At 70.5% G+C, this 16,667-nt stretch carries 12 protein-coding genes, 1 tRNA gene and 1 pseudogene; 8 read left to right on the top strand and 6 right to left on the bottom strand.

The window, feature by feature from the left end:
• Positions 1–133: 133 nt before the first annotated feature.
• The 3 genes from OG975_RS40375 to OG975_RS40365 form a co-directional block, all read right to left on the bottom strand.
• On the bottom strand, positions 134–928 hold the full coding sequence (locus tag OG975_RS40375) for a maleylpyruvate isomerase family mycothiol-dependent enzyme (RefSeq protein WP_406334533.1): 795 nt from the start codon (positions 926–928) through the stop codon (positions 134–136).
• 282 nt (positions 929–1,210) lie between these two features.
• Positions 1,211–1,295: transfer RNA gene (locus OG975_RS40370), tRNA-Leu, on the bottom strand.
• A gap of 209 nt (positions 1,296–1,504) precedes the next feature.
• Positions 1,505–1,876, bottom strand: a complete 372-nt coding sequence (locus tag OG975_RS40365) for an ANTAR domain-containing response regulator (RefSeq protein ID WP_406334532.1) — start codon at positions 1,874–1,876, stop codon at positions 1,505–1,507.
• Positions 1,877–2,290: 414 nt separating this feature from the next.
• Here OG975_RS40365 and OG975_RS40360 point away from each other — a divergent pair, with 414 nt between their 5' ends.
• From OG975_RS40360 to OG975_RS40335, 6 genes are read left to right on the top strand one after another with little or no spacing between them, the layout of a single operon-like run.
• Positions 2,291–4,759: a glycosyltransferase gene (locus OG975_RS40360; RefSeq protein WP_406334531.1), complete on the top strand. Its 2,469-nt coding sequence runs from the start codon at positions 2,291–2,293 to the stop codon at positions 4,757–4,759.
• Positions 4,756–6,285 (top strand): ArnT family glycosyltransferase, encoded by a 1,530-nt coding sequence (locus tag OG975_RS40355; RefSeq protein ID WP_406334529.1) that lies wholly within the window; start codon positions 4,756–4,758, stop codon positions 6,283–6,285. The genes OG975_RS40360 and OG975_RS40355 overlap by 4 nt, the downstream gene beginning before the upstream one ends.
• Positions 6,282–7,583 (top strand): alkaline phosphatase family protein, encoded by a 1,302-nt coding sequence (locus tag OG975_RS40350; RefSeq protein WP_406334528.1) that lies wholly within the window; start codon positions 6,282–6,284, stop codon positions 7,581–7,583. Before OG975_RS40355 ends, OG975_RS40350 begins: the two co-directional genes overlap by 4 nt.
• A complete protein-coding gene (locus OG975_RS40345) occupies positions 7,580–8,566 on the top strand; it encodes a hypothetical protein (protein ID WP_406334527.1) in 987 nt (328 codons plus the stop codon). The genes OG975_RS40350 and OG975_RS40345 overlap by 4 nt, the downstream gene beginning before the upstream one ends.
• Positions 8,563–9,672, top strand: a complete 1,110-nt coding sequence (locus OG975_RS40340; RefSeq protein WP_406334525.1) for an endo-1,3-alpha-glucanase family glycosylhydrolase — start codon at positions 8,563–8,565, stop codon at positions 9,670–9,672. The genes OG975_RS40345 and OG975_RS40340 overlap by 4 nt, the downstream gene beginning before the upstream one ends.
• Positions 9,669–11,186 (top strand): fibronectin type III domain-containing protein, encoded by a 1,518-nt coding sequence (locus tag OG975_RS40335; protein ID WP_406334523.1) that lies wholly within the window; start codon positions 9,669–9,671, stop codon positions 11,184–11,186. The genes OG975_RS40340 and OG975_RS40335 overlap by 4 nt, the downstream gene beginning before the upstream one ends.
• 49 nt (positions 11,187–11,235) lie before the next feature.
• Here the strand turns inward: OG975_RS40335 and OG975_RS40330 are convergent, their stop codons facing one another.
• The 3 genes from OG975_RS40330 to sucC all read right to left on the bottom strand — a co-directional run bounded on the left by OG975_RS40330 (position 11,236) and on the right by sucC (position 15,016).
• Positions 11,236–12,792, bottom strand: a complete 1,557-nt coding sequence (locus OG975_RS40330; protein WP_406334521.1) for an aldehyde dehydrogenase family protein — start codon at positions 12,790–12,792, stop codon at positions 11,236–11,238.
• Between the two features lie 149 nt (positions 12,793–12,941).
• Entirely contained in the window at positions 12,942–13,874 is a 933-nt protein-coding gene (gene sucD, locus OG975_RS40325) for a succinate--CoA ligase subunit alpha (protein WP_406334519.1), read from the bottom strand.
• 11 nt (positions 13,875–13,885) lie between these two features.
• Positions 13,886–15,016, bottom strand: a complete 1,131-nt coding sequence (gene sucC / locus OG975_RS40320; protein ID WP_406334518.1) for an ADP-forming succinate--CoA ligase subunit beta — start codon at positions 15,014–15,016, stop codon at positions 13,886–13,888.
• Positions 15,017–15,182: 166 nt separating this feature from the next.
• Here sucC and frc point away from each other — a divergent pair, with 166 nt between their 5' ends.
• Together frc and OG975_RS40310 are read left to right on the top strand one after the other, a co-directional pair.
• A complete protein-coding gene (gene frc, locus OG975_RS40315) occupies positions 15,183–16,415 on the top strand; it encodes a formyl-CoA transferase (RefSeq protein ID WP_406334517.1) in 1,233 nt (410 codons plus the stop codon).
• A gap of 31 nt (positions 16,416–16,446) precedes the next feature.
• Positions 16,447–16,557, top strand: a pseudogene (locus OG975_RS40310) (hypothetical protein); the annotation flags it as partial.
• Between the last annotated feature and the right edge of the window lie 110 nt (positions 16,558–16,667).

Raw genomic sequence — 16,667 nt, 5'->3', positions numbered from 1 at the left:
CAGCTGGCGGCGGCACGGTACCAACGTTTCCGTCCCGGAAGGCATACGGGCCGAGCTCGCCCCCACTGTGGGGGCGAGTTCGGCTCTGCTCCGGGCGAGCTTCCCGGACCGGACTGGTCGGGTACCGCGCGGCTCAGAAACCGGGGAAGACCCGCCGCAGGTCGTCGAGGGTGAGGCTGTCGCCCGTGAGGGTCACGGTGCTCGGGGTGTACGCGGGGGCGTGACGGCCGGTGGTGAGTCGCAGCCACCACTCGGCGGGGGCGGTGAGCACCGCGTCGGGCTGGGCCGGCGGGTCGGTGAGCGTGACCGTGTCGCCCAGGCCGAGCCCGAAGGTCCGCGCGGGAGCGGTGGTCCGCACGGCGAGGTCGGCCCGGCGGCCGTCCAGGGCGTCGGTCTTGCCGAGGAAACCTATGAGCAGGCCGACCTGGTCGAGGAGGAGTTCCGTCGCGGCGGGCGCCAGGCTCGCCGTGTGGTCGAAGGCGACCTCCACGTCCCAGGAGTGGTGGGCGAACTCGCTGAGTCGCAGACCGGCCGCCGTCGCGAGGTCGACGGGCACCGGCAGGAAGCCGAGATCGATGCGCAGTTCCTCGCGCGTCCGCGGGTCGAGGCCCTCGTAGCGGCGTACCAGCGTCTCGTTGGCCGTCACAAAGCCCTCGGCCCTCTCGGCCGGGGACATGGCGTCCCAGCGCGCCCAGACCGACTTGTTGAAGTCGCCGTCCTGCGGGCCGGTGCCGTTCAGCGCGCCTTCGAGAGTGGCGAGGCCGATCTCCGCGCCGCTGCCGAGGTGGCTGAGCACCTGCGACACATCCCACTCCGACGCTCCGGACGGCCGCCCGAGGTCGGCGGCGGCGATTCCGCGCACCACGGAGGTCAGGTAGTCGTGCCCGCTGCGCAGGGCGTCGATGATGCGGTCGGCTCGCTCGGTCATGACTCAACTCCGAAGAAGTGGGGGCGGACTGCTGCCTGTGGTGATGCAACGTCGCGGAGCCGTCAGGGATTTCACACGGCGGTCTGGAACGAGCGCGCAACGGTTCAGGTGACGGCGGCGCGATGACCGCGCACCACTCCAGCAGAACTTGAATATTCAAGGAACCCTAAAGAGATTCACTTGAACCATCAAGCTTTCTCCCCCGGCCCGGCCCATAGACAACGAAAACGCGTATGGCGCCGACCGGAACTCAGTCGGCGCCATACGCGTATGCAGAGATTGTGTCCGAGGGGGGACTTGAACCCCCACGCCCGATAAAGGGCACTAGCACCTCAAGCTAGCGCGTCTGCCATTCCGCCACCCGGACTAGGTGTCTGCCGCCTGGCCGGGGGTGTTCCCCGCGGCGACATGGACAACAATACCAAGGTTTCGGAGTGCCTTTCACCTGCATATCCGGGCCGCTGGAGCCGATGTGCGGGGCGGGGTGGGGGTGCGCTTCCGGCCTCACCATGGGTGACTGGCCGACTACCCGGGGCTCGCCTTCCCGGAGGCGAACGCCTCCGCCGTCGGCCGCCCTCACGTCAGGGGATGCACGCCCACATCCATCCCACCCGTCCCGACCCCCTCCGCGAAGTCCGCCGCCACCGCGCGCACCTTGCGGTGCTGCTTGCGGGAGAGGGCGACGAGCATCCGGAAGGCGGTCGCCTCGTCGCAGCCGCGGCGGGCCATGAGGATGCCCTTGGCGCGTTCGATCAGGGCGCGGCCCTCGAGGGCCTCCTTGAGCTGACGGTTCTCGGTTCTCAGGGCCTCCATGTCGTCGATCATGGCCAGGACCGCGCGCATCGCGTCCATCAGGGTGACCGCGTGGTCCCGCGCGGGGAAGGGCGGCGCACCCCCGGGCGCACCGGTGGGGGCTTCCGGCAGGGATGCTGTTTCGTCGGAAGGCATGCGAGTCATGGTTGTCGCGGAACGGTGGCTTCAGCAGGGCGCACGTGAAGAATGCGCAGACTTTCACCTCCATGTAATCGATGCGTAGATCTGCCTACGTCTGACCGGTACAGATGGGACGAGGAGTGGCTCAAGGGGCAACAGCGGACCAACTAGGGTTAACAGCAAGCTAATTACCGTCCGATACGAGCCGAATCCCAGGCGAACCGCGCACGCCCGCTGCTAATCTCTGGCTTCCGCTCCTGACCGTGGAGCCAGGTACGTCCCGTACCTCTGGCACGTCCTGTACCTCCCCGCGCCGCGTCGAGACCGCACGCCGCGAGGGTCACCGCTCACTTCTCCGCCCGTTTCCTCGGGCGGACTCGGTGCCCGTCGCGCTGTGTCGCCGACGGGCGCGCGTTCAGGGGGGACTCCATGACGCATGTCATCAATTCCCGTACGGATGCCCGCGAGGGGGCCCATCCGGAGGATCCAGGTGTCCAGGATCTCGGGGTCCAGGATCTCGGCGGGGGCGCACACGGCGATGGTGCCGCGCCCCGGCTGACCGTCCTGGTGCCCACGCGCGATGAGCAGGAGACCGTTCCGCTGCTCCTGGCCCGGCTCTCGCCCGCGGTCGCGCCGCTCGGCGCGGAGATCCTGTTCGTGGACGACAGCGACGACGGCACGGTCGAGGAGATCGCTGCCCTCGCGCCGGGCAGCCGGGTCCCGGTCCGCGTGCTGCACCGTCCGCCAGGTCTGCGCGGCGGGGGCCTGTCGGGTGCGGTGGTCGCCGGCACCCGGGTCGCGCGCGGCGACTGGGTCCTCGTGATGGACGGGGATCTGCAGCATCCGCCGGGGGCCGCCGCGCTGCTGGCCAGGACGGCGATGCGGGAGGGCGTCGACATCGCCGTCGGCACCCGGTACGCCGGTACCGGTCAGTCCGAGGGGCTCGCGGGCGCCGGTCGGCAGGCGACCTCGTCGACCGCTACGCGCCTGGTCAAGGCGGCGTTCCCGCGTCGACTGGCCACCGTCAGCGATCCGCTCAGCGGACTGTTCGCCTTCCGCAAGGACGTGATCGACACCGACCGGCTGCGGCCCGTCGGCTTCAAGATCCTGCTGGAGATCCTGGTGCGGCACCCGGCGGCCCGGGTCGCCGAGGTCGCGTACACCTTCGCGCCTCGCGAGGCGGGTCGCTCCAAGGCCTCGCTCCGGGAAGGGATCGCGTTCGTACGGCATGTCGGGCGGCTGCGCCGCGGAGTGGCGGGCGGGCAGCGGCAGTTTCTGCGGATGAGCGCGTTCGGAGCGGTAGGTCTGTCCGGGGTCGCGGTCAACACGGCGGCGCTGTGGCTCTTCTTCGATCTGCTCGGTGTCCATCACCTGGTCGGCGCGGCTCTCGCCACGCAGTTCTCCACCGCCTGGAACTTCGTCCTCACCGATGCCGCCGTGTACCGCGGGGGGCAGCGGAAGGGCACCTGGTACGGGCGCGCGGGCCGGTTCTTCGCGATGAACAACCTGCTGCTCGTCGCCCGGCTGCCGCTGCTCCAATGGCTGGTGCTCGCGGGCATGGGCGTGCTCACCGCCAACGCCCTCAGCCTCGTACTCCTCTTCGTGCTCCGCTTCGTGATCAGCGATCGCATGATCTACCGGGGTGGCGAGAAGAAGGTCCAACGGCGGGATCCCGTACGGATGTTGGTGGATCCGGAGGCGGAGAGTGCCGCCGAGGCGCCCAGCCGCAAGCGGTCCGTTTACCTCCCCTATCGGTACGACGTCGCCGGTACCGTCACCATCGGATCCCAGATCCGGCTGCCCGAGCTGGAGTTCTTCCGCGCCCAGTGGATCCCGGACGCGGAGGTCGACATCGCGGTACGCGTCGGTGACGTCGGCCGGCGCATGCCCCGGCGGCGCGCGGCGCTCACCGAGGACCGCGGCGAGTCGGCCGCACTGCGCTACGAGGAGCACCTGGGCCGGTTCGGCGCCAACTTCCGTGTACGGCTGGGTCCACCGATCACCGTAGAGGTCGGTCCGCTGCTCGCGCGCTCCCCGCACGTCGTCTACACGAACGTAGTCGAAGCGCTGCTGCGGTTCGTGCTGATCTCGCGCGGGCGGATGCTGCTGCACTCGGCCTGTGTCGAACTCGACGGCCACGGCGTGATGTTGTCCGCGCTCACCGACACCGGCAAGACCGCGACCGTACTGCGGCTGCTGCGCGAGCACGGTGGGCGGTTCCTGTCGGACGACATGACGGTGGTGGACGCCACGGGCCGGGCGGTGTGCTTCCCGAAGCCGCTCACCATCAGCGCGCACACCCTGCGTGCCGTGCACGCCGAGGATCTGACGAAGAGGGAGTGGCGCCGGCTCAACCTCCAGTCGCGGCTGCACTCCAAGGGCGGCCGGTCGATCGCGCTGATGCTGGCCCGCTTCAATCTGCCGATCATGGGCATCAACGCGATCACACAGATCCTGGTGCCGCCGCCGAAGTACAGCGTCGACCGGCTCGTGCCCTGCCGGCTCGGGTCGAGCGTCGAGGTGAAGGACCTGTTCGTCATCGAGCGGGGTACGCCGTCCTTGTACGACCTCGACGGCACCGAGGCGTTGGAGCGGATGCTCGTCAACACGGAGGACGCGTACGGTTTTCCGCCGTACCGCTATCTGGCGCCCGCGCTGCGTATCGGCGGCCTCGACCACGCCGAGCTGCGGGCCCTCGAACGGGAGATCCTCGCCGGGTTCCTCTCCGGTGTCCGCACCCGGGTCCTCGCGTCGGACTGCTTCGGCTGGGCGGACGAGATCCCGCGGCTGCTGGCCGGTGAGCGGGACACCGCGCGCCTTGAGGAGGAGCCGCACACCGCACAGGTGCGGGTCGACGCGTGGCCTCGCTGGGGGCTCATGCCCGGCGCCGCCGCATGACCGAACGGTCCGTGCTCCCCTCGGGGGCAGCCCGCACCACCCCGGCGCCGGCCCCCTCCGGCGCCGGGGTGTCCCTGCGGCGGGCGGCACCGCTGGCCGCGGTGCTGCTCGTCGCGGCGTTTCTGCGCCTGTACCGGCTGACGGACACCGGGTTCAACAGCGACGAGGCGGTGTACGCGGGCACGTCGGCCTCGCTCGCCGGGGACGGCCAACTGGGCTCGCTCTTCCCGGTGTTCAGGGCGCACCCCGTGCTCTTCCAGTCGCTGGTGTCGCTGGCGCTGCGGGTGCACGAGAGCGACTGGGCGGCGCGCGCGGTCCCGGCGCTGCTCGGCGTGGTGACGGTCGCGATGACGTACGGTCTTGGCCGCCGGCTGTACGGGCGGCGGGCCGCGCTCGTGGCCGCGCTGCTGCTCGCGGTGATGCCGTACCACGTCGTCGTGAGCCGTCAGGTACTGCTCGACGCGCCGATGACGCTGTGCGCGACCGGTGCGCTGTACTGCGTCGTGCGCTACGCCGAATCGCCCGCGCCGCGCTGGCTGTTGGCCGCGGGCGGCATGCTCGGGCTCACGGTGCTCGCCAAGGAGACGTCGATCGTCTTCCTCGGTTCGCTCTACGCCTTCTTCGCGCTCACCCCGGCCGTGCGGACCCGCTGGCGGCATCTGCTGCCCGCACTGGCGGCGATCGCGGTGGTGGCGGTGGCGCATCCGCTGTCGCAGGCGCTGTCCGGGCACTCGAAGGCGGGCGGAAACTATCTGCTGTGGCAGATGTTCCGCCGCGCCAACCACCCCTACTACTTCTATGCGCGCGAAGTCCCCTGGGCGGTGGGCCCGTTGGTGGTCGTCGCCGCCGTCGCCGGGCTGGTGTGGCTACGGCGGGAGAACACCTGGCGGGAGCGGCTGCTGGTGTGCTGGGTGGCCGTGCCCGCGCTGTTCTTCACGGTCTGGCCGGTGAAGGGCTTCCAGTATCTGCTGCCCGCCGCGCCCGTCTTCGCGGTGCTGGCAGGGCGCACGCTCACCTCGTTCCCGCGCGTGGTGCGCGCCCAGCGCGTCGCCGCCGTTGCCGCCGTCTGTCTGGTCGTCGTCTCGCTCGCCGTTCCGTCCTGGCTGCGGACCGCGCCGCAGACCGGCGCCCGGTTCCTGGCCGGGACCGGCGGGCTGCCGGGCGGGCGCGAGGCGGGACTGTGGGTGCGGACGAACGCGCCGGAGGGTGCGCGGCTGCTGGCCATCGGCCCTTCGATGGCGAACGTGGTGCAGTACTACGGGCTGCGGCCCGTCTCCGCCCTGTCCGTCTCGCCCGATCCGGCGCGCCGCAACCCCAGCTACCGGGCCGTCGAGAACCCGGACCGCGCCCTGCGGGACGGCCGCTTCCAGTACCTGGTGTGGGACGCGTACACCGCCCGGCGTACCCCCTTCTTCACCGCCAAGTTCCAGGACCTGGTGGGGCGTTACCACGGGGACGCGGTGTTCACCGCGCGGAACACGGACGGGGTGCGGGTCGTGATCGTCTACCGGGTGAGGGTGTCATGATCCCCCGGATCGGGGCGGTGTTCGCCGCGATGCTCCTGCTGCTCCTCACGGGAAGCGGCACGGCGTCGGCATCCGGGACCGGGACGGGTTCGGCGTCAACTCCGTCCACCCGTACGCCGATTGAGCACTTCGTCTACCTCATGCAGGGCGACCGCACCTTCGACCACTACTTCGGCACGTATCCGGGAGCCGAGGGGCTGCCCGCGCGAGCCCGTCAGGCGGTCGATCCGAAGCATCCGGGCGACGGTCTGGTGGCGCCTTATCCGCTGCACGACGCGACACCCGTGTCGCCCGGCGCCGGGCCCCGTCTGGTCCAACAGCAGTACAACGGGGGACGGATGGACTCCTTCGTCGCCGCCTTCGAGCGGCAGGGCCGGGACGGGCGGGTGGCGATGGGCCACTACGACCGCCGGGACCTGCCCTTCTACTGGAACGCGGCGGACCGCTACGAACTCTTCGACCACTACTTCGCGTCCTCGCTCGACGGCACCCGCGCCAACCGCGCCCAGTGGGTGACCGGCGGCCCCGATCTCAGCGGGGCGACCGTCTTCGACCGGCTCGAAGAAGCCGGCGTCAGCTGGAAGTTCTACGTCCAGAACTACGACCCGAAGAAGACCTACCGCACCACCTCCCCCACCGACCCGGCCACGCAGACGGTGCGCGTGCCCCTCCTCGACGTCCCGCGTTTCGTCGACGACCCGAAACTCAACTCCCACATCGCCGATCTCAGCGAGTACTACCGGGACCTGGAGCGCGGAACGCTGCCCGCGGTCGCGTACATCGCATCGTCGGGCGCGGGCGAGCGGTCCGCGCGGTCGATCCCCGCCGGGCAGCGGCTGGTGCGCGAGCTGACCTCCCAGTTGATGGTCAGTCAGTACTGGAGCTCCTCAGCCCTGTTGTGGTCGTACGACGGATCCGGCGGCTGGTACGACCATGTGAAGCCGCCGGCCGGACGCGGGCTGCGGGTGCCCGCGCTGCTGGTCAGCCCGTACACGGCGCGCGGCCAGGTGCAGCACGGCCAGTACGAGGCGGCGAGCGCCCTGCGGTTCGTGGAGGAGAACTGGGGGCTGCGGAAGCTCGGCGGGCGGACCTCCGAAGTGCGCAGCCTGGCCGCAGCCTTCGACTTCCGGTCGCCGCCGCGCCAGGCCGAACTCATCCCCGACGACGCGCGGGAGGCCGCCCTGCCCGTGGCCCACCGGCCCTCGCCCACACCCGTGTACGCGGTGTACGGCGGAGCCTCGGCCCTGGTGGCGCTGCTGCTGTGGGGGGCGGTGCGGCCCAATTGGCGTACATCATGAGGTGGTTGACGCTGGCCGTGGTCGTCCTGGGCTGCTGTCTGCTGCCGACGCCCGCGTTCGCGGCGGGCCCGGTCACCATCACCGTACGCACGGCACCGCAACTGGCCGGAGTGCGCTTCGTGTTCGACGGCCGGACGGGCGTGACGGGGACGGACGGCACGGTTCGCTTCACGGGCACGCACGACTTCGACGGCCACACACTAGCGGTCGACGACGGTGAACTGGGCTCTGCTGACGAGGAGTTCAGGTTCGCGCGGTGGGCCGGGCAGCGGGACCCCGACCAGGCGTTCCGGCGCACGGTGGAGGGTCTGCCGCTGCGGGCGGACTACACGGTGACGGCGGCGTTCACCGCGCGCTACCGGGTGACGCTGCGCTGCGTCGACCAGGACGGGAAGGCGGTGCCTCGGGCGCTGGTGCCGATGGTGACCGTACGCAGTGACACGGGGCGCACACAGCGGCTGCCGGTGGGGCGCCCGGTCTGGCTCGACGGGCTACGGCCCGTGTACCGCAAGAGCGTGCTCACCTCGCGCAGGGTCGGATATGTGCTGCTGTCGGCCACCGCGTACGGCGCGAACACCGTGGACGCCGGGCGGCAGCGGTTCCGGCCCGCCGAGGAGCGTGAGGTGACCTTGACGACGCCGTTCCACGATCTGACCGTCTCGGCACGAGACGCCGTGTTCGGTTCGGAGGCCGGGAGCACGGCGCGGGTGACGCTGCCCGACGGATCCGTACGCGCCGTGCCGTTCGGCGACGACCGGACGGCCACGCTGCGGAATCTGCCGCACGGGCGGTACGAGGTGGAGGTCACCGGCGGCAACGGGCTGCGGGCCGAGCAGCAGATCCGGCTCTCACGGACGCAGTCGGTACAGGTACGGGTGGTCAGCCGGGCCGATCTCGCCCTGGCCGCAGGGGTGTTGGCAACGGTGACGCTCGGACTGCTCCTCGCGGGGCGGAGGCTGCGCAGAAGGCGGGGTGGGGTGTGAGACGAGCGGCGCTGGTGGTGGTCCTGGCCCTGGTGGTGGCCGGGCTGCTGCCGGCGCCCGCCCCGGCCTCGGCGGTGCGCGGGGGCCGGGCGCCGCTTCTCGCGTACTACTACCAGTGGTTCGAGCGCTCGTCCTGGCAGCGGGCGAAGACCGACTACCCACGCCTGGGCCGGTATTCGAGCGACGACGCCTCCGTGATCCGTACGCATATCGCATGGGCGCGGTCGGCCGGAATCGACGGTTTCGTGGTGAGCTGGAAATCCACTGCCGTCAACAACCGCCGGCTGGAGCTGCTGTTGACCGAGGCCCGGGCGCAGGACTTCAAGGTCGCGGTGATCTACCAGGGCCTCGACTTCCACCGCCGCCCGCTGGCGACGGCCCGCGTCGCCGCCGATTTCCGGCTGCTGCGCGACCGTTACGCGCGGGATCCTGCCTTTTTCCGCCTCGGCGGCAAGCCGCTCACCGTGTTCAGCGGGACCTGGGAGTACGCGACGACGGACATCGCGCGGATCACCGGGCCCGTGCGGTCGCGGCTGACCGTCCTCGGCACCGAGAAGAACCCGGAGGGCTGCCGCAGGCTGGCGCGGGTCACCGACGGGGACGCGTATTACTGGTCGTCGGTGAACCCCGACACCAATGACCGCCATGAGACGAAGCTGCGCGCCATGGCCGAGGCCGTGCACGGGGCGGGCGGCTACTGGATGGCGCCGTTCGCGCCCGGTTTCGACGCGCGGAAGGTGGGCGGCACCAAGTCGGTGCCGCGCGACGGGGGGCGGACGCTGCGGGTCGAGTACGCGGCCGCCGAGACCTCGGGCCCGGATGTGCTCGGGTTGATCAGCTGGAACGAGTTCAGTGAGAACTCGCATGTGGAGCCGTCGGTGGAGCACGGCACGCAGGCCCTCGACGGGCTGCGCCGGCTGCGCGGTGTGCCTGCCTCCGCCTCGCCGTCGGTTCCGCCCGCTTCCTCGGGGGGCGTCCGGCACCAACGCCTCGGCTACTGGCCGGGGTTGCTGCGCATCGCCGGATGCGCCGCGCTGCTGGTGGGCGCGGTGGCGGGGCTCGCCCGGCTGCGGAGTGTCAGAACGAGAAAGGAAAGAAGAACATGAGCAGATCTTCGCTGAGCGGTTCGCCGGTCGGTTCGACGGCCGGTTCGCCGCGCGGCTCGCTGAGCAGAAAGGCGCGTCTCGCCGCGCTCGCCCTCGTGCTGGGGGTGGGCGCGGCGCTGTCGTTCACGGCTCCCGCGCACGCCGATCTCCCGGGTGCCGACGCGCAGTTGACGCGGGCGCCGTACCTGTCGGACGCCACGACGACCTCCGTTCAGGTCAACTGGGCGACCACGACGCAGAGTCGGGGTTCCGTCCGCTATGGACCGCTCGGCGACTGCGCGGCCCAGACGGCGACTTCGGCGTCTCTGGGCAGTCCGATCACCGTCGGGTCGACCCGCGAGTACGCGAACTCGGTGACGCTGACGGGGCTGAGCGCGAGCACCGGCTTCTGCTACCGCGTCTACACCGCCTCGGGCACGGATCTCCTCGGCACCCTGGCCACCCCGGGCTTCACCACCCCCGACTCCGCGTCCTCGACCGCGCCCTTCACCTTCGCGGTGCTCGGAGACACCGGTGAGACCACGAACAGCGGTGTCGACGACGGCTCGGTGAACGTGAACCAGTCGAACGTGATGAGCCGGATCGGGTCGAGCGGCGCGCGCTTCGTCCTGCAGACCGGCGACAACACCCATCCCGGTACCTCTCAGACGCAGTACGGCGACCTCAACCAGACCGGCCCCGACGTGAGTTCGTGGTTCGGGCCGTCCTATTGGGCCCAGCCCGGCATGCGTATCCCGCTCATCGGCACGGTCGGCAACCACAGCATGACGGCCACCTATCTGTCCGTGTGGAGGCAGCCGGCGCTGACGGCCGCGTCGGGCGGCGTGTTCGGGATGGTCGACTACCCGTCGTACCTCGGCTCGAACGCGATCAGCTATCCGACGACGTACTACGCGTTCACGACCGGCGGTGTCCGCTTCTACGTCCTCGACACGGCGTGGGGCAACTCCAACACCGGTTCGGCGACGGGTGGTTCGTGCGGTTCGCACTGCGCGATCTACGAGCAGGACGCGCACGCCCACTGGCAGAGCGGGTCCGCCGAGTACGCGTGGCTGAAGGCCGACCTCGCCGCGCATCCGACCGGGCCGAAGTTCGCGTTCTTCCACTTCCCGCTGCGCTCCGACAGCGCGAGCGAGCCGAGCGACACCTTCCTCGCGGACGTGGAGCAGACGTTGCTGGGCGGCGGTGTCGACCTCGTCTTCAACGGCCACTCGCATCTGTACCAGCGCAACAGCGCCGGCGCGGGACGGATCGTCTCGTATGTCACGGGAGGCGGCGGCGCCGATGTGCACTCCGTGGGCGAGAACGGCTGCTCGGCGACCGACGCGTACGCGATCGGCTGGTCGTACAGCCGTAACCGCGGCTCGGCCTGCGGCGCGGCGACCGCTCCCACGGACGACGCGCAGGTCTACCACTTCCTGAAGGTCACGGTGGACGGCACCTCGGTGACGGTCGCGCCCACCGACTCGCTGGGGCAGACCTTCGACGTGCAGACCTACACGGTCACTCCCTGACCAGCCGGGGGCGGGCGGCGCCCCGTCATGGACGCCGCCCGCCCTCACCTCACGGCATGAGGTGATAGTCCGGGAAGTTGCCGGGCAGCCGCTCCCCCGCCGGCCCCTGTGTCACCGCGCGCACCAGCAGTTCCCCACCGACGAACGCACCGCTCCACGACGCCCCGAAGCCGCCGAAGAGTTCGTCGCGGTCACCGCGGGAGCGGGGCTTGCCGTGGCCGACCTTGAACGCGCGGATCTGCGGGGCGAGCCGGCCGTACGTCGACTCGTCGTCCGTGGACAGCGTGGCGACGAGCGCGCCGTTCGACGCGTTCATCGCGGCGAGCAGCTCGGCCTCGGTGTCGACCAGGACGATGGTGTCGACCGGGCCGAAGGGCTCCGCGTGGTGCAGCGGTGAGGACGGCGGCGGATTGAGGAGCGTGACGGGCTGGACGTACGCCGCCGTGTCCTGGCCGGGCAGGAAGCGTGCGTCGGACAGCTTGCCGCGGTGCAGCGGGACGGCGCCCCGGTCGATGGCCTCGGCGACCTGGTCGTGCAGCTCCTTGGCCTTGGCCGCGTTGATGACAGGGCCGAAGTCCAGCACGGGGTACGGGTCGTCGGGGTGCTCGACCGCGAGCGGGTGACCGACCCGCAGGGTGCGGACGGCCGGCAGGTACGCGGCGAGGAACTCGTCGAACAGCGCACGCTGGACGACGAAGCGCGGGTAGGCCGTGCAGCGCTGCTTGCCGTAGTCGAAGAGCTTGGGGACGACCGCCGTCAGCGCGTCCCAGTCCGTGTAGTTCCAGATGCCCCAGGTGTTGAGTCCCTCCTGTTCGAGTACATGCCGCTTGCCGAGGTCGGCGACGGCGGTGGCCACCGCGGCGCCCGTGTCCCGGCCGCCGACGAAGGAGACGCAGCCGATCTCGGGGGCGCGGACGAGCGCCTCCGAGAGCTCGCGGCCGCTGCCGCTGACGAGGGTGACGGGGATCCCTTCGCGCGCGGCGAGCGCGGCGGCCAGGGTGAGGCAGGCGACACCGCCGTCGGTCGGAGTCTTGGCGATGACCGCGTTGCCTGCCAATGCCTGGACCAGCATGGCGTGAACGAGCACGCTCATCGGGTAGTTCCAGCTCGCGATGTTGGACACGGGTCCGTCGAGCGGAGCCCGGCCGTCCACCATGGACTCGATGCCGTCGACGTACCAGCGCACGCCGTCGATGGCCCGGTCCACGTCGGCCTGCGCGAGCCGCCAGGGCTTGCCGATCTCCCAGACCAGAAGGAGGGCGAGCAGTTCGCGGTGCTCGGTGAGGGCGTCGAGGGTCGCCGCCACGCGGGAACGGCGTTCCGCGAGCGGCACATGGCGCCAGGCGCGGTGCTGGTCGAGCGAGGCGCGCACGGCCTGCTGGGCGGTGGCGCCGTCCAGCCGCGGCGGGCCGGCGATGGGGCTGCCGTCGACGGGGCTGGTGGCGGGCAGCGCCCGGCCGTCCGCCTGCCAGGCGGCGCCCCAGAGGTTGAGGACACGGTCGTCCCGGAACGCCTCGGGGGCGACGGTGAGGCATCGCTGCCAGGCGTCGGTCCAGGAAGTGCCGGACTTCACGACGAGGGTGGCGGGGTTGAGGGTGTTGGTCATTGGGTGTCTCCGCTCTCGGTGCACAGTCGGGGGCGGGGGGCCTGGCAGCTGCCGAACCGCAGATGCGCGGGCCCGCGCGAGCAGTGGTCGCGTCGCGTACGTAAGGGGGAAGGTAGTGAGGCCGCGTTGATTCCGGCAGTCACCTCACGTCAACTATGAGTGACGTCACGCTCCGTTCCCAGCCGGTCCAGCACCAGCCGCGCCGTCTCGCTCGGTGTGCCGCCCACGCGCACCCCGACCGCCTCCAGGGCCTTCTGCTTGGCCTGGGCGGTGCCCGACAAGCCGGAGACGATGGCGCCCGCGTGCCCCATGGTCTTGCCCTCGGGCGCGGTGAATCCGGCGATGTAGCCGACGACGGGCTTGGTGACGTGGTCACGGATGAATGCGGCCGCCCGCTCCTCGGCGTCGCCGCCGATCTCCCCGATGAGAACGATCAGTTCGGTGTCGGGGTCGTCCTGGAAGGACGCCAGGCAGTCGATGTGGGTGGTGCCGACGACGGGGTCACCGCCGATGCCTACGCAGGTCGAGAAGCCGATGTCGCGAAGTTCGTACATGAGTTGGTAGGTGAGCGTGCCGGACTTGGACACCAGGCCGATACGTCCCGGCTTGGCGATGTCGGCGGGGATGATGCCCGCGTTCGACTGGCCCGGGGTGATCAGGCCCGGGCAGTTGGGGCCGATGATCCGGGTGCCCTTCGAGGCGGCGTACGCGTGGAAGGCGACGGAGTCGTGGACGGGTATGCCCTCGGTGATGACGACGGCGAGTTCGATGCCCGCGTCGGCGGCCTCCATCACGGCCGCTCCGGCGAAGGCGGGTGGCACGAAGACGACGCTCACGTCCGCGCCGGTCGCCGCCATGCCTTCGCGCACCGATCCGAAGACGGGCACGGCGATGGGGGCACCTCCCAGGCCGTTCAGGCTCTGGGGGACGTCGAAGGCGACGCTCTGGCCCGCCTTGCGTGGGTTGACGCCGCCGACGACGTCCGTGCCGGCCGCCAGCATGCGCCGGGTGTGCTTCATGCCCTCGCCGCCGGTCATGCCCTGGACGAGGACCTTGGACTTCTTGGTGAGAAAGATGGCCATGTCCCGCTCCTTCAGCTGGTGTTGGCGAGTTGGGCGGCGCGGCGGGCGGCGTCGTCCATGGTGGTGGCCTGCTGGACGAGAGGGTGCGCGCGGTCGTCGAGGACGGCGCGGCCGCGCACGGCGTTGTTGCCGTCGAGGCGGACCACCAGCGGTTTGGTCAGCCGCACGGTCTCCAGGGCCTGCACGATGCCGTCGGCGACGGCGTCGCAGGCGGTGATGCCGCCGAAGACGTTGACGAAGACCGACTTCACGGCCGGGTCGGAGAGGATGACCGAGAGACCGTCGGCCATGATCTGGGCCGAGGCGCCGCCGCCGATGTCGAGGAAGTTGGCGGGCCGGGCGCCGCAGCCGGCGACCACGTCGAGCGTCGACATGACCAGGCCCGCGCCGTTTCCGATGATGCCGACCTCGCCGTCCAGCTTGACGTAGTTGAGGCCCTTGGTGGCGGCCTCCGCCTCCAGCGGGTCGTCGTGCGCGGCATCCTGTTCACCCCAACGTGCCTGGCGGAAGCGGGCGTTGTCGTCAAGGGTGACCTTGCCGTCCAGGGCGAGGATCTGCCCCTGGGCGGTGCGGACGAGCGGGTTGACCTCGACGAGGACGGCGTCCTCGCGCGTCAGTACCTCCCAGAGCCGCACCAGGACGTCGACGGTCTGCGGCGGCAGCCCGGCCGCCTCGGCGATCTCGGTCGCCTTCGCCGAGGTGACGCCCTGCGCCGGGTCGATGTGAACGCGTGCCACCGCCTCCGGCCGCGTCGCGGCCACCGCCTCGATGTCCATGCCGCCCTCGGCCGAGGCGATCGCGAGGAAGCGTCCGGCGGCGCGGTCGAGGACGTACGAGACGTAGAACTCGCTGTCGATGTCGACGGGCTGAGCCAGCATCACCTTGCGGACCGTGTGGCCCTTGATGTCCATGCCGAGGATCTGCCGTGCCGTGAGCTCGGCGGCGGCCGGGTCCGCGGCGAGCCTCACGCCGCCCGCCTTGCCGCGCCCACCCGTCTTGACCTGGGCTTTCACGACGACGCGTCCCCCAAGCCTGCGGGCGATCTCCCGCGCCTCCTTGGGCGAGTCCGTGACCTCGGCCCGCGGCACCACGATGCCGTGTTCTTCGAAGAGTCCCCGCGCCTGATGCTCGTACAGGTCCATGATTCGGCTCCTGTCTTAAAAGTGCTGCACGACCCCTGGACATCACCCATCGGATGCGGGATAACAATCTTCATACAGTATCCGTCGACTGTATGCAATGTGCCGGACGTGGCCCGGGAGTGGCGACGCCAGGGTGGCTCGAAGCAACGGACAAGTGAGGTGACCTGTGACGACCAAGGCTCTCGAAGGCATCCGCGTCCTCGACATGACACACGTCCAGTCCGGTCCCTCGGCGACCCAACTCCTCGCCTGGCTCGGCGCGGACGTCATCAAGCTGGAGGCGCCGACGGGTGACATCACGCGCACCCAACTGCGCGACATCCCGGGCGTCGACTCCCTCTACTTCACGATGCTCAACAGCAACAAGCGGAGCATCACCCTCAACACCAAGACCGAACGCGGCAAGCAGATCCTCACCGAGCTGATCCGCCGCTCCGACGTCATGGTCGAGAACTTCGGGCCGGGCGCGGTCGACCGCATGGGGTTCACCTGGGACCGCATCCGCGAGATCAATCCACGTATCGTCTACGCCTCCATCAAGGGATTCGGCGAAGGCCCGTACACCGACTTCAAGGCGTACGAGGTCGTCGCGCAGGCCATGGGCGGGTCGATGTCGACCACCGGCTTCGAGGACGGGCCACCGCTGGCGACGGGAGCCCAGATCGGTGACTCGGGCACGGGCATTCACGCCGTGGCGGGGATTCTCGCGGCGCTGTTCCAGCGGGAGAACACCGGGCGTGGTCAGCGGGTCAACGTGGCCATGCAGCATGCCGTGCTCAACCTCTGCCGGGTGAAGCTGCGCGATCAGCAGCGACTGGCACATGGCCCTCTCGCCGAATATCCCAACGAGGACTTCGGCGACGAGGTTCCCAGGTCCGGGAACGCCTCCGGCGGCGGTCAGCCCGGCTGGGCGATCAGGTGCGCACCCGGCGGACCGAACGACTACGTCTACGTCATCGTGCAGCCCGTCGGCTGGAAGCCCCTCAGCGAACTCATCGGCCGGCCCGAGCTGGCCGACGACCCCGAGTGGGCCACCCCGGAAGCCCGGCTGCCCAAGCTGGAGAAGATGTTCCAGCTCATCGAGGAGTGGTCGGCCACCCTCCCCAAGTGGCAGGTGCTGGAGCAGCTCAACTCCCACAACATTCCGTGCGGCCCGATCCTGTCCACCAAGGAGATCATCGAGGACGAGTCGCTGGTCGCCAACGAGATGGTCGTGAAGGTGGCGCATCCCGAGCGGGGCGAGTTCGTGACCGTGGGCAGCCCGCTGAAGCTCTCCGACTCCCCCGTGGACGTGACCAGTTCGCCGCTGCTCGGCGAGCACAACGAAGAGGTCTACATCGGCGAGCTCGGCCTCGGGGACGAGGAACTCCGCCTCCTCAAGTCGAGCGGGGTGATCTGACGTGGCGGCCGAGGTCCGGGCGTCCAGGGCGCGGGGGGCCGTCGCCTACCCGTACACGACCGAGAAGCCGGTGGCCGTACTCGGCGCGAAGTACCGCTGGGCCCGCGCGGCAGGGCTGTTGGGGGGAGCGTTCATGACATGAGTGTGCGCGGGGGCGGCCGACGGTGCGCGTCGGCCACCCCCGGGACCCGTGAGCGCACGAAAGGCATTTGGCAGGGGGCGCTGACCAGATCTTTCGACGCAAGGGGTGCT

It is taken from the genome of Streptomyces sp. NBC_00203, from assembly GCF_045206325.1.
GTDB lineage: Bacteria > Actinomycetota > Actinomycetes > Streptomycetales > Streptomycetaceae > Streptomyces > Streptomyces lutosisoli.
This window is presented reverse-complemented; position numbering and strand designations above follow the sequence as displayed.